Annotated in this window: 10 protein-coding genes and 3 pseudogenes; 7 read left to right on the top strand and 6 right to left on the bottom strand. The window is 56.6% G+C overall.

The annotated features are described in order from the left end of the window. Nucleotides 1-222 precede the first annotated feature (222 nt). A pseudogene (locus tag BN1800_RS44335) lies at nt 223-286 on the top strand (AAA family ATPase); the annotation flags it as partial. A 385-nt stretch (nt 287-671) separates the two neighbouring features. Here the strand turns inward: BN1800_RS44335 and BN1800_RS37640 are convergent. Further along, nucleotides 672-1,285, bottom strand: a pseudogene (locus tag BN1800_RS37640) (transposase); the annotation flags it as partial. Between the two features lie 194 nt (nt 1,286-1,479). On the opposite strand from BN1800_RS37640, the gene BN1800_RS37635 reads away from it, so the two are divergent. Together BN1800_RS37635 and BN1800_RS37630 are read left to right on the top strand one after the other, a co-directional pair. Beyond that, nucleotides 1,480-1,743 (top strand): hypothetical protein, encoded by a 264-nt coding sequence (locus tag BN1800_RS37635; protein WP_087005763.1) that lies wholly within the window; start codon nt 1,480-1,482, stop codon nt 1,741-1,743. A gap of 168 nt (nt 1,744-1,911) precedes the next feature. Then, on the top strand, nt 1,912-3,072 hold the full coding sequence (locus BN1800_RS37630; protein ID WP_143534239.1) for a hypothetical protein: 1,161 nt from the start codon (nt 1,912-1,914) through the stop codon (nt 3,070-3,072). 168 nt (nt 3,073-3,240) lie between these two features. Here the strand turns inward: BN1800_RS37630 and BN1800_RS44330 are convergent, their stop codons facing one another. Together BN1800_RS44330 and BN1800_RS43550 are read right to left on the bottom strand one after the other, a co-directional pair. Then, nucleotides 3,241-3,576, bottom strand: a complete 336-nt coding sequence (locus tag BN1800_RS44330) for an FAD-dependent oxidoreductase (protein WP_425299106.1) — start codon at nt 3,574-3,576, stop codon at nt 3,241-3,243. Between the two features lie 143 nt (nt 3,577-3,719). Then, nucleotides 3,720-3,848: a hypothetical protein gene (locus BN1800_RS43550; RefSeq protein ID WP_280173999.1), complete on the bottom strand. Its 129-nt coding sequence runs from the start codon at nt 3,846-3,848 to the stop codon at nt 3,720-3,722. Between the two features lie 154 nt (nt 3,849-4,002). Here BN1800_RS43550 and BN1800_RS37620 point away from each other — a divergent pair, with 154 nt between their 5' ends. The 4 genes from BN1800_RS37620 (at nt 4,003) to BN1800_RS37605 (ending at nt 10,030) form a co-directional block, all read left to right on the top strand. Next, nucleotides 4,003-5,721, top strand: a complete 1,719-nt coding sequence (locus BN1800_RS37620; RefSeq protein WP_087005753.1) for an SIR2 family protein — start codon at nt 4,003-4,005, stop codon at nt 5,719-5,721. Beyond that, a complete protein-coding gene (locus BN1800_RS37615; protein WP_087005750.1) occupies nt 5,718-6,335 on the top strand; it encodes a hypothetical protein in 618 nt (205 codons plus the stop codon). The genes BN1800_RS37620 and BN1800_RS37615 overlap by 4 nt, the downstream gene beginning before the upstream one ends. Continuing rightward, entirely contained in the window at nt 6,332-8,749 is a 2,418-nt protein-coding gene (locus tag BN1800_RS37610; RefSeq protein ID WP_087005746.1) for an AAA family ATPase, read from the top strand. Before BN1800_RS37615 ends, BN1800_RS37610 begins: the two co-directional genes overlap by 4 nt. A 135-nt stretch (nt 8,750-8,884) precedes the next feature. Beyond that, nucleotides 8,885-10,030, top strand: coding sequence for a hypothetical protein (locus tag BN1800_RS37605; protein WP_087005743.1), 1,146 nt, complete (start codon nt 8,885-8,887; stop codon nt 10,028-10,030). A 155-nt stretch (nt 10,031-10,185) separates the two neighbouring features. Here the strand turns inward: BN1800_RS37605 and BN1800_RS37600 are convergent, their stop codons facing one another. The 3 genes and pseudogenes from BN1800_RS37600 to BN1800_RS44325 all read right to left on the bottom strand — a co-directional run. After that, on the bottom strand, nt 10,186-10,683 hold the full coding sequence (locus BN1800_RS37600; RefSeq protein WP_375165823.1) for an RES family NAD+ phosphorylase: 498 nt from the start codon (nt 10,681-10,683) through the stop codon (nt 10,186-10,188). A gap of 87 nt (nt 10,684-10,770) precedes the next feature. Next, nucleotides 10,771-11,487, bottom strand: a complete 717-nt coding sequence (locus BN1800_RS37595; RefSeq protein ID WP_087005737.1) for an antitoxin Xre/MbcA/ParS-like domain-containing protein — start codon at nt 11,485-11,487, stop codon at nt 10,771-10,773. A gap of 188 nt (nt 11,488-11,675) precedes the next feature. Beyond that, nucleotides 11,676-11,801 (bottom strand): annotated as a pseudogene (locus BN1800_RS44325) (SEC-C metal-binding domain-containing protein); the annotation flags it as partial. Nucleotides 11,802-12,763: the final 962 nt, after the last annotated feature.

The raw sequence follows: 12,763 nt of genomic DNA, 5'->3' as shown, positions 1-12,763 counted from the left end.
CGACATCGTCGTCGCCTTTGTCAGCTTGCGCGACACGCAATCGTCTTCGCCCAATCCCATATTTTCCGCCCACATCGCTGAAATAGCAGCGAATAATTGTTGGTCAGCTCGATCGGCCGACTTGGCACGAATCTTGAGAGCTATTGCGAGGCAGCGGAAGGGCCGCCGCATCCGCGGTGCGGGATAACCGCATTGCTTCGAACACATGAAGGAACCCCAAGCATGGCAGCTCTGCGTCAGATCGCATTCTATGGAAAGGGCGGAATTGGCAAGTCCACTACCAAAATTGTCTCCGCCGCCGAAGCCGTCGCGAAAGGCCTTGCTCCGATGGAGCCGGTAATTTTGTCGGCGCGGCAGCTTAATGGCCGTTGACGTTCCTGCCGAAAAGATCATAATTCGGCCAAATGACGGCTTATTACCGTCATATCGTAATTAAAACGTCAGGTGGTTTGTTATGCCGCAATCTGATAAACGTCGGACGTGCTCGCCGGCATCCGTGATGAGGATGTCGATGTTGGAGAGACGCCGAAGACGTATCATGCTTCACGCACGGCCAAGGCTTTCTGAGCTCGAGGCGATCTGGAGATTAAAGATGTCCAAAACTGAACTTAAGCCTTTTGTTGGCGATCTGGGGAAAGACGTCAGCCTGCTGGAATACGTGAAGGAGATTGGTTGGAATGGGTCGGTTCCGTGCGCTCAGCCCGCAGCTTCGCTTTGACCCGTCGCTTCGGAACCTTGTTGCGGAGCTGGAGGTCCATCTCCTTGTAAAGGCGATAGATTCGTTTCGGATTGACAGGCCATCCGTCACGTCTGAGCAGGACATGAACACGGCGATAGCCGTAGCGCACCCGTGTCTGGCAGATGTCCCTGATCTTCAGCTTCAACTCGGCCTGCTCGCCGCGCCTGGACTTGTAGACATACAGCGACCGATCGATCTTCAACACCGAACATGCGCGCCGGATCGAGACCTTCCAGTCCGCCGTGACCGTGTCGACAAGCTTGCGCTTGCGGGCAGGCCTCAGAGCTTTTTTGACAGCACGTCCTGGAGCATGGCCTTGTCCAGTGACAGGTCCGCGACGATCCGCTTCAGCTTGGCATTCTCCTCTTCGAGCTGGCGAAGACGCTTCATCTCCGACGGCATCAGCCCAGCGTATTTTTTGCGCCAGTTGTAAAACGTCGCGTCCGAAATTCCCGCCTTGCGGCAGACTTCGCCGATCGGCGTTCCATCTTCCGCTTGCTTCAGCACGAATGCGATCTGCGCTTCCGAAAACTTCGAGGCCTTCATCGAATTCTCCTCTTCTTCCCACCAGGGATCATAAGTGGAAAATTCCAGTTCCAAATGGCCTAATTTATTGGGGGCACGTCAATGCCCGCTCCAGTGATTCACGGCTAAAATTATACACCGCTGCAGCTGCCGCCTTCCATGGTGTCTTCGACAGTCCTGATGTATTTTCAACTGATGTTGATGGAGGATAGGACATGAGCGAAATTGTTATTGAAGCTGGGCCTGAAGCGAAGGAGCTTTTCGACCAATTCGCCAACGAGCATCCAGATCAAACAGAACTATCTGTAAAAAAGAACTTTGACGCGAACGCGCTTGTCACTCTCATAATTGAGAACGCTACAGCCATTTCTGCCTCTGTCGCTGTATTGATCGGAACGATCAAAGGGCGCGGCATAAAATTCAAGGCGACAAAGAATGGCGTTGAAGTCGATATAGGTGGAGCCGGCGAGGCAAAGTGAATCATGGTCGATTTCTTAGGCTGGAGCACAGGGTGGTCTCAGCGAACAGCTGCACGGTACTCGGACCTGTGCGCTCCGGAGCAAATTAGACCGGAGCCGCGCAACGCCCTCCTGTCCCTCCTTTCTCGTACTCTCGCCGGCCCAAAGCCTGATCGGCTTCGTGCAGAGTTGATCGCTACGAAGCAGCAGAGCGCGTCGGTCGTCACGAAACGCGACGAAGGCGTCATCCTTTTCGATGTCACGCAGTCGATGGTACTCAAACGCCTTTTTCAACTTGTGGCGAGCGATCAACCCTATGATGCGGCGGCGAAGGTATTGGGCGCAGCTGCTGGCCTAGCCGTGGCTGATCAGCATCCCGCCCTGTGCTCAGCGCTGCTGTCGCTTCGCGTCCCGGAGCAGTCCGAGTACGTCCATGATGAAGCCGCTCTTCGTCAGCATTACGAAGTACTAAAGCTAGTGCTCGAAACACTGCTGACGGACTGGCAGTCTTCAATCATCGACGGATTCATCTTCGCCCACGAAATCTCTCATTTCATGTTTCATGAGCCAGACAAGTTGATGTTGCGCGTGCAGGCTGGCGCAAGATCGGCGTTTGAATTTGCGCTCAATGAAGTGTGTTACGAGAGGCGGCCAGATTTTGAAACGATCGCCCAGCATTATGGTGCAATACACATCGAGCCAGCGGAACTCCAACGCATCTGGGTCGATCTAGCTAATCGGCGAATGCATTATGAGGAAAACCGCGAGCACCTCATTGAGGAAATCACATGCGATGCCTACGCGCTCACCCTGTTGATGTCCAGCCACGCACGCGCGTGGCGGCCTCTGGAAGGCGGTTCAAACGAAAAGCTCAGCGGCTTTAGTCGTTTCGCCCAAACGTTTTTCCTGGTCGCATGTCTGTCCGATCTCCATCAGGCAATGATCAAAAGGGCGCTCCTGTCCGCCACGACAGGTATAGAGTCGGAAAAGCCGGGCCACATAGCCGATATGCATTTTCGGAAAACCGCGCTCTTCTACACCATCGCCGAGCGTGCAATGACGTGTGTTCCCGCCGCAGACCGCAACGATCAAACTTTTCCGGAAATGCTCTATCAAGTGAAACAGGTCATCGGGCTGCAAAAGCAGGCCCTGGATGCCCTTGTTGTGATCCCGATCACACGAGTCATCAAAGCGGCGCTTGTCGCTTTCGAGCAAGATAGAGCCCAGCAGCAACCCGTCGAGCTAGGAGAATGCTGGCAGGGGCGTCTCGGTGAATTATTTGGAGAGAGCCTGCCGGCGGCAACGTTTCACAGTGCGGCTTTTCACTCGATGTTGGGAGGCCGATTTTAAACGGCATGCGAACGGTCGCTCTCCTGATTTGGAACCATCGCCTTGAAAGGAATCGAACCGCTGACGGGCGGGCAAAATTTCGTAAGCGTCTGAAAAGACTCGCTTTTCGCGCGTGAATGGCATTTGTGGAACTCGGAGGTTCTTCCGCAGAGAGAAGGGGCCATTTCATCACCTTGCGAGGAGTTCGCGCGCGGCACGCAGTCCGGTTTCAAAAGCTCCGTGAGCAGTCGAGAAGTCGTAAGAATGCGTCGCTTCGCCAGGGAAGAAAACACGGTCGTAATAAGGCGTCCCGAGTACTCCCATGACATCGGCGAGTCTAGAGATTGCATGGCTATAGGCCCCTCCGATTAACGGTAGGTTCACCCAATCGGAATAGACGAGAGGCTGTAGATTCTTACATGCCTCTGGACCGAAAAGAAGCCGGAGCTCATCGAGCGCCGCGCTTAGCGTGGCCTCCGGGCCACGCCGCGCTGCTGCTCTGCCCCTGCTCCGCCAAGGAAGCACTCGATGACGTTCATTCGCCCGCTTGTCCGATAGCGCCGACACTGGTTATCGCCTCGGTCCGACTGGATTTGGCCGGCATGCGTTCGAAGTGCTAAGGCATTTTCCTCGGCGATCCATTTATTCCTTGCGGTAGCGCGAAACGTTCAGCCATTTACATATTCGGCGAGAGCCTCATCATTTTTCCGCATCCCGACGCCAACTTCGAATTCGACGATCGTAAACTTCGGCTCGATCTCCTTTGTCGGGTTTTGTGCTGCTACACGTGCGATCACCGATGGCTCCTGGCTTGACATCACACAGCCGGATTGATGAGGAACAATTGGTTCGATTTCTTATTGCACGCCGAGATTGAGATAGTGATCTGTAAAAATATAGTCGATAGTATCAGTTAGCTGCTTCGATTTCTTTCGCGATGGGCATAAAAACATGGCACTAGCGCCCAGCGCATCCAACATTTCTATTCGCCAAACACTCGATATCCTCGATGGCTCCTTTCGGTCTGTCGCGGCCGGAGTCGCCGAGGATCGCTACGCATTCTGGCTTGGTTCGGGCATCTCGTTCGGAAAAGTGGATGGCCTGAAGAAGATCATCCCTCGCGTCATCGAGTTCCTGCGACAGAGGATTGATCGAGCTGATGCAAACTGTGCGGTTGCATCAGCCTTGAATCGCGCCCTGGCGCTTGCTGGCCTCTCAGATGAAGAATGGGCGCGAGTAAATACCGGCGTTGAGTTTTCGACCTGGCCTGATCGGGCTGCCATCGTCACACGACTGACTAACAATTATGCGCGGTTGTTGGAAATTACCGTTGCTGGCCAGCCCGAAGATTATCTTTTGTGGGAAGGTGTAGGGATCGCAGCCACGTTCGCCAATCCAGCGATCGAACCTGACGTTGAGCATCTTTGCATGGCAATGCTTGTGCTAGAAGGTGCGGCTTCGGATATCGCGACAGCCAACTGGGACGGCCTCGTGGAAAAAGCAATCGATGAGCTCACGGGCGGCGTACCGAAACTCGTAGTCTGTGTGAGGTCCGAGGACCTTCGGCAGCCAAAACTGACTGCCCAGCTGATCAAATTCCACGGCTGCGCGGTACTCGCCGTCTCCGACGAAGCGCACTACCGCCCGTTTCTTGTCGCCCGTTTCTCTCAGATCAATCGTTGGGCCGCCGCTCTCGAAAACAGAGCGGTTATTGGCCGCCTCACCGACATCGCCGTTTCCAAGCCGACATTGATGATGGGCTTGTCAGCGCAGGATTCGAATATCCAGGCGTTTTTCGCCAGTGCAGAAGCGACGATGCGATGGCCCTGGCCTGGTGACAGGCCTAGTTTCGTTTTCTCTGGCGATCAGGTTGGAGCTGACCAAGAGGCACTGCTGAGGAACGTCTATCCTCAGGTCTATACTGCAGCCACGCGAGATCAGATCAACGAACAATCTCTTGTCAAATCCTATGCCAATCCGCTGCTGATGGCGCTCCTGTTATCAGTGATCTGCGACAAGCTGAGCGGCATGGTCGAATTGGTCGAGGGGACCCTGGATCCGGATGGGAAGAATGCCATAAAGCAAGGCATCGTCTCGCTTCGAAACCATCTCTCCAGTCTGGACAACGGCGACCGGTTGGAGTTTGTCAAATCATTCGCGGACCAAACCTCTCGGATAATGACCATGTTTCGGGACGGCTCGGCAGGAACTGCGCCGCGGCGATACAATCCACTGACTTCCACGCCGCTGCATCAGATCGCCGGGGACCAGAACATCCCGTCCACAGGACTGGCCGAAGTCGCCGTCATGGCTGGCGTTCTTGGCATCGGCATCGAAACCGGCGTGTGGGCCCTGGAAGGCGTTGATCCGTCAGATCCATCAGCCGGAATCGTGCGTGTCCAAACAGCCACCGGCAGCACAAAGATGGTGCTCGCCGCACATGGGCGGGCGGCAATTCGGCTACAGCAGAACGGCCACATTGTCGATGATGAGGACGCCGTGCTCGTTTACAGCGCGGAGAAACCGCCGACCATGACGCGGTCGCCTCGAAGTTCTCCGGGCCGCACGGGTCATTTGGGCTTGCGCGAAGTTAGCATGTACGACTTGTTGCAGGCCACGACCAGCAGTGCTGAACTCATGCAACTCTTTCGTGAGGAAGCCGCAATATGACCACTTCCACGCCCATAGAAGGCGTCATAAAGCTACTGACGGGTTCGGGCTATCGACGACTTCCATCCCCACTGTCGATTGCCGGCCTTTCATTTGAGGTTCCCGCCGCATTGGTAGGCGAGAACCCGTCACCCGATCTCATACTTGTCGCGGACACAGCGTTCGAGACAGACATACGCATTCTGCGTAAAGTCGAGGGAGTTGCCCGCGCGCTTGATGTCGCGCGCTCGAAACGCCCTTTGACGACCATTCTTGTCGGACCCAAGCCGAAGGCCGCTGTCCTTGATGCGATGACCAAAGTGTGCCGCGTTTTGGCGACCGGCGTTATCGGAACCGAAGAAGATAATTCTCTGCTGCAGAACTGGTTGGCGGTACTCCTCCCCTTGGCGCTGCCAGAGCCGAGCAACGACATTGCCGAACCACTGGAGTCGATTGTGAAAAGTTCGAGCGACCTGGAAAAGACCGTTGTCGACATGGTGGCGCTGGGGGCGCACGGTTCTGATGCGGTGCAGGCGCGGTTGCACGAACTTCTCAACGCCTCGTTAGTCGTTCCCGACGTCGACAGTCCAGATGCTGACAAAGGCCCTAACCTCACCGGAGGAATTTTCGAATGAGCCCGGCCCAGTTGAAGTCCATCACGCTCACCAATTTCCGCAGCATCAGGGGGAGTATTACGGTTCCTCTCGACGCACCAATTGTCTTGGTGCATGGACAAAATGGAGCTGGGAAAACCAGTCTGCTGTCTGGCATCGAGCTGGCCTTAACGGGGTCCGTTGCGTCGCTTGAACGTGTTGATCCCGACTATGCCAGCCATTTGGTACACAAGGACGCTAAGTCTGCCAACGTGCAGATCCATACGGCTGGACTGGATGTGAATGAATCGAACTTTACGGTGGGCGCCAGTGGAATTTCGGGAGCCGCTCTGCTCGACATCGATCTGTCGCGCTTCTACGGCGAGCGCTGCTTCCTCGCTCAATCCTCGCTGGGCCGACTGCTGGAGCTCTACCAGGATTCCCCCAAACGAACCGATTCAGCATTGACGAGGTTCGTCAAAGATCTTCTCCGACTCGATCATCTCGACGCCATTATTGACGGCCTACATGATGCCGGCGATGTCCGTCGCCTTCGGTCTGGAGTTCCAGGTTACGCCGAGACAAAGGATGCCGTGCCGCAGCTCGAACAGGAGGTAATACGGCTCCGCGCAGGGCTCGCAACGACCGACACGCGCATACAGGAGCTCACTAAGGCAAACGAAGAGCGCACCTCGCAACTGACATCTATTGAGCCAGAAAACTCTGACGCGTTGCCGATCACACCCGAATTTGAGGAGCGAGAACTTGTCAGGTTGACGGGCATCAAGCGGGAAATCGAAGTCGCGGTAAGACAATGGCAGCAGATTTCCAACACCGATGCGTCCAAAGAGCGCGTGGCAGCTGAGCCACGAAGCGTGGCCGCTGACAGAGCAATACAGGAATGGCAAGCTATCCAGGGCAGCGAGCTAAGCCGCCTGCTTGAACGTCTTGCTCCCCTCTTCCCCGATTTGCCGCCGATCAGTTCCAGTGGACCGCAATATGCTCATTCCACGGCCGTTGAAGCGGTGGAGGAGGAACTCACTCGCTGTACGACGGTTCTCAACAGCGACGCACAAGCCTCGGTCCGTGAAGCTGATCTTGACGGCGAGATCACCCGCGCAAGAGCTAGAATCCTGGCGCTCGAACAACAGATTTCCAGCTTTGCAACCGAAGCTGGTGTGTTGGCCCAAGCGTTGAGTGGCGTACTACCCCACATACACTCTGAAGATTGCCCGGTGTGCGGGCGGGATTTTAGCGAAACATCCGAAACTCCTCTGCATGCGCATGTCTCAGCGAGGATAGCAGAGCTCACCGCAGCAGCGGGCCAATTGCAGGCACTGAGCCAAGATCGTGCAACAACACTGGCGGCCGCTGCAAGTGCAGAGCGGCGCCTCGGTGAGGTTCGCGGCCAACGGCTCGAGCCACAGAGCCGCGATGATCTCAGGTCGAGACAGGCTCTTCTACAGGAGGCGAACCTCGCTCTTGAACAGATGGCCGAAAGCGTCGGGGAAGGTGAGCGCCTTCTGGCCGTGTCAACCGCCGCATCGCGTGCGCTTTCCGATCTTGCCGCTGCAGATCAGAGCGGGACGGTTCTCCGAGACTCGCTGAGCCGTTTTGCGACCGAACTTCACCTCGATCCGGTCGGCGCAGCCGAAGCTGTCGATGCCGCACTGGCTCGTTTCACAGCTGAAGCGTCCCGCCTCGTATCAGCATACACGTCGAACCAGAGCCTCCGAAGAGAAATGACCGGCAACACTCTCGAGTCGAACAGGTTGAGAGCATCGCGTGAACCGGTATTGTCCGCGATCACCACCGCGCAAAGCCGCATCGCTGCGCTGAATGCGGCCAAGGGGCGTGCCGATGCCATTATTCAAGATGCGCGCGAACTTGCCAAACGCGCCGGAGAGGCGCGGACAGCAATTGTTCGAAAGGTCTTCAATGGCTCACTTAACCGCGTCTGGCGCGATCTGTTTGTCCGCTTGGCACCTGAGGAGCCCTTCGTTCCGGCGTTCGCCGTACCGGAGACAAATGGTGGTCCGGTCGAGGCAATCCTCGAGACGTGGTACCGGGCTGGTGGAAAAGGCGGAAACCCGCGCGCGATGTTAAGTGCCGGCAATCTGAACACGGCAGCTCTCACGCTTTTCCTCGCTCTGCATCTGTCGGTGTCGCCGGATCTACCATGGCTGGTGATCGATGATCCCGTGCAGAGCATGGACGAGGTGCACATTGCGCAGTTCGCGGCTTTGCTGCGCACGTTGGCTAAATCCAAAACACAACGCCAGATTATCGTGGCCGTGCATGAGAAACCCTTGTTCGACTATCTTGCGCTGGAATTGAGTCCAGCTTTCCAGAATGACAGGTTGATTACGATAGAACTCAGCCGAAGTGCTGATGGCCAGACTCTGATGAACTATCAGCCACATGTTTGGCGACCAGACCTGGCTATTGCGGCCTGACCTGCGAAATGATGTCGATAGACTGCGGCCTGCATGCGTGCCCACAGGTTCGGCAATGACAGGCGGTTTGGCTGCAAATACGCAATTCAGGCACAGTGCCCCTGCGCAGATTCGGAACGTGAACGGTGGTGATGGATGCCCGCGACAGCTTTCTCTCAATATTATGCCCGTGAGTTGGATGTCGAACAGCTTGCGTGGTTGCTGACCCACACCCAACCAGTTGGCGGACAACAAAGCATTCCCGATCTTTCGGCCTGGGCGGACTGGATCCGCGCCGATATACAATGCTCCTCATGCGGAAAGCGTGGGGCGCAAATCGTTCGGCCTAGCAAGGCGCGCGGGACGAAGACAGTCGTTCGGCAAGCGCATTTCCGGTTTACCGATCAGTCCGGTGGCGATGCGCACCATCCATTTTGTGAATTTTACACCGCCGATGAAACGATGCGGCAGCCCGACAGCCTCATTAATTTCGGGGCTGAAAAAAGTGTCGAGACCAGAGCCGTGCGCACGCTGATCTGCAAGGGGATAGAGCAAAAGATTTTCGACCAGGCCGCCGTACGTGCGATGCGCCAGTGGTTTTTTGATCTCAAGTCCTCGACCAGGTTTACGGTGACCGCGTCTCCTCAGATCGTCGACTGGGCGCAACAGCTGCAGCGGCATCCCAGCTATCATCGTTGGGAGTTTCATCCTGCGCAGGCTGATATGCCCGCCTTTGACTGGAAGGCAGCGGCAAAATTTCAGTTCACAGAGGAAAATCTCACGCTGATCGAGTGTGCCAAGCGCGTTGTGCATGATGATGCGCACTGGAAACGTGCCCGTGATCTTTCAGAACGGCATTTTGCCCACGAGGTTTTCGACACCACCGTCCTCCAGCCATTCTACGACAAGAGCTTGGCGCTTTGTGCTTTTGTTGGCAAAAACAGCAAGATCTCGTTCAGCAAGACGAGGCCGGAATATTTCCGGTTCAACCAGGCCCCGGCCCCGCTTCTCGCGCTTTGCGCCCTCATGCTGTTCGTGTCGGATTGGGATTTGAACGTTGCGATCGGAAAGTTCGCCAAGCTCCTGAATGCGCCAGAGCCCGCTGATTTCTCGCACGGCAATGTCATCGGGCTCAACCCGTTCCACGACTACGCAGCCTGGCGCCTTATCACCCTGGCAACGGAAGTCGAGGCGAAGTCTTCTGCTGGGATCGATTATGCCGCACAGCTGCTATCAATCGAGTCTCGGCTGCGGCAAAACTACGCAATCTGGAAATCCACGCAAGCAGCGACGGGCGTTTGATGGCCGTCGACGTGGCACGCCAGGACGTGGCCGAAATCAATACGCTATCCGCGAACCCTGATCGCTTCCGTCGTCTTCACCCATTTCCCCGAACTATGACAGGCAAATCAGCTGCGACAGATCGCCGGGATCCAGTTGTCCGTCGACCTCCAGCTTTACGCTCCCCGGATAGTGACTCCGATGGATTCCAGCGCCGGAATGAGGTCGGGATGCCGGATGAGGTTTACCGCAGGCGATGCCTCAAGCTTGGTGCCGACGGCGCGGTCATAAACCGCCAAACATTCTGCCGATGTGAGCCGCGACGAGTAGAGCAAACCATCGACGGCGAACGAGCTGTAGAGAGTTTCACTGAACTTCTGGCCTTCCCGATGTTCCTTGGCGCGCGCTGCATCCGTGCTGACGCCGAGCCTCAGCAACCCTGTGGAGCGTAAGTCCATTACTACCAGTGGCGTCGGAGCCGTCACCTCGGCAACGGCCCATTCCTCAATCTCGGTCTGGTCAAGAATCCGTTCGGTCGCGCCCTCGAAACGGTCCCTGACAATCGTTTCGGCAATCGCCGTCGCCACGTCGCGTGCGATATAAACCAGCCGGAATGCCATGCTCGGGCTCGAAAATCGCGTCTGCCCAAAGCCCATACCGAGGGGAGTCGCCATGTGGGAAACGGGCATCACACGGAGATAGGACCGGGGCTGGAAATCAAGCGCGAGTTCCGAGACTGTTTTTGAATCAAGCTTCACGATTCAGCCGAAGTCCCGTCCGGCCGCCGTGATAACCTCGTCAATCTTCCCTGCCTTGAGCTGATCAAGGGGCGCCCCGCCGATGCTCGGCTTCGGTTGGATCAACCACTGCCATGCCGCACGCGGATTGCCGATGATCCGGGTCACATCCGACATGCCCCTGACGGGACGACCGTCCACGAACTGAGCCAACGGGAAGACATGCTTACGCTCCCCCTTCAACAGACCGATAACCGCCCCGCGCTTCTGCCAGTCGTGCAGCGTCGATCTTTTCGTACCGAACGTCTTCTCGATCTCGGCGGGACCAGCAACGGGACCCGCCCAATCCTCGATCCGCACCGGCGTCGCATAGGCCGTCAGTCGTCGTCGCCCTTCGTCCATGTCCAACAGGTTATTGAGCCCGGCTCCACTACTGACTTCCACCGGCCGCTCGACCTTTAGCACGGTCAAGGGGCGTCCCTCTCTGGACGCGATGTCAGCGACCACGGCCCCTAGCGCTTCCGCTAGCTTGTCCTCATGGGATACGATCTTCCGTTGCTGCTCAGTCGTGAGCTGCGCCGTCGCCGCCGAAATGGCGGCCATAACCTTTCCCGTCGCCTTGAGCGCCGTCTTGGATAATCCGGGATTGTGGCGGGCGAGTACCTCTAGAATATCGTGCATCGCAGCTGGCTTTACCGCGAACCCGCTGTCACTACCTGATTTTGGAGCAGTCAATGCCATAATCGCCTCCATGTTCTTTGAAACGAATATAGTTCGGATTGTCCGGAATGTCCAGATTGTTTGTCTGGATTCGCCAATGAAGCGTGCTGTCGGTCAGTTCAGTTGACCTCCCATGCCAGATTGCACCTCTAACCGCCTAATCACGCTTCAGGCGACCGTCCGTCCTCACGATCCCAATGCTGGTCGCTTCATCCGTGGCAGTATTTATACTTTCTACCCGATCCGCATGGACATCGTTCATTCCGCCCAACCTTCGGCACAACAGCGCGTGATGGCATAGATGGAACTCTCCCCTTGCGGCCGAACTGCGCGGCAAGCCGGTCGAGCAAACCCGGCGGTGGAACCCACTTGGGAGGCGGCCCGAACCTTTTAAGGTTTGCAATCAAGTTTCGCTGGTCATCCAGTTCCTTTTGCGCCAACGGACCGAGCCCAGATCTGTAGGGCTCCAGTCGGGACATCTCGGCCTCGGCTTCAGAATATCGCTCGCAATATGCCAAGACGACCGCGAACTGGGAACGAACGGATATAAGATAGTCGGCCAACTTCCACTGCCGCAGCTGCGGCAGAACGATCGATTCCATCATATTAAGCGCGCCATCGAAATCACGCTGGCGGATGAACTGGTCGACGAGATCCTGCCCGACACGGAATAGGGAGTCCGGGGCGCGTGCCAGATCGTAGAATTTCAGGGCGTGAACGCGCGCCAGAGGAGAGAAGCTACCTTCAGCATCCAGCGCCTTGGCCAAGACATCAAGGGAGTCCGCAAGATGCTTGACGTCATCGACCTCCGCCCCCTCCTTCAACATTGGCTCGAGCTTGGGGGCGTTATTCCCCATCACCAATTCGGGGGACAGCCCTATGAGGTCGTAGTATTCCTTGATCAGAGGCTGAATTCGTTTGATTGCTGCCTTCGGTTCCCCGAGTGCAAGTTCGGCGCAAGCGAGATTGTAAGAAAAGACGCGCCGATGACCGGGTGACAGTTCATTCACGAACGGCGCCAGATCCGCGATCAGGCGTGCAGTACCTTGGCCATCGCCTTTGCTAGCCAGAAGATTCATGCGCTTCATGCCGACGCGAAGCCGTTCTTCGGCTCCAAGCTTATGCGTCGTGATGAGAGCGTCCATCTGATCGAGCCATGAGGCGACCCGGTCGGACCCCGCTTTCATGTCGGCGAAAGCGAGGCCGTCCAATGCCTTTATGGCTCCAGTACATTATTGGGACGCAGATATACGGTAGGCGGTTTTCCGCTCAGGATGGAGCCGACCTGATCGGCAGG

It is taken from the genome of Rhizobium sullae (assembly GCF_900169785.1).
GTDB classification, from domain to species: domain Bacteria; phylum Pseudomonadota; class Alphaproteobacteria; order Rhizobiales; family Rhizobiaceae; genus Rhizobium; species Rhizobium sullae.
This window is presented reverse-complemented; position numbering and strand designations above follow the sequence as displayed.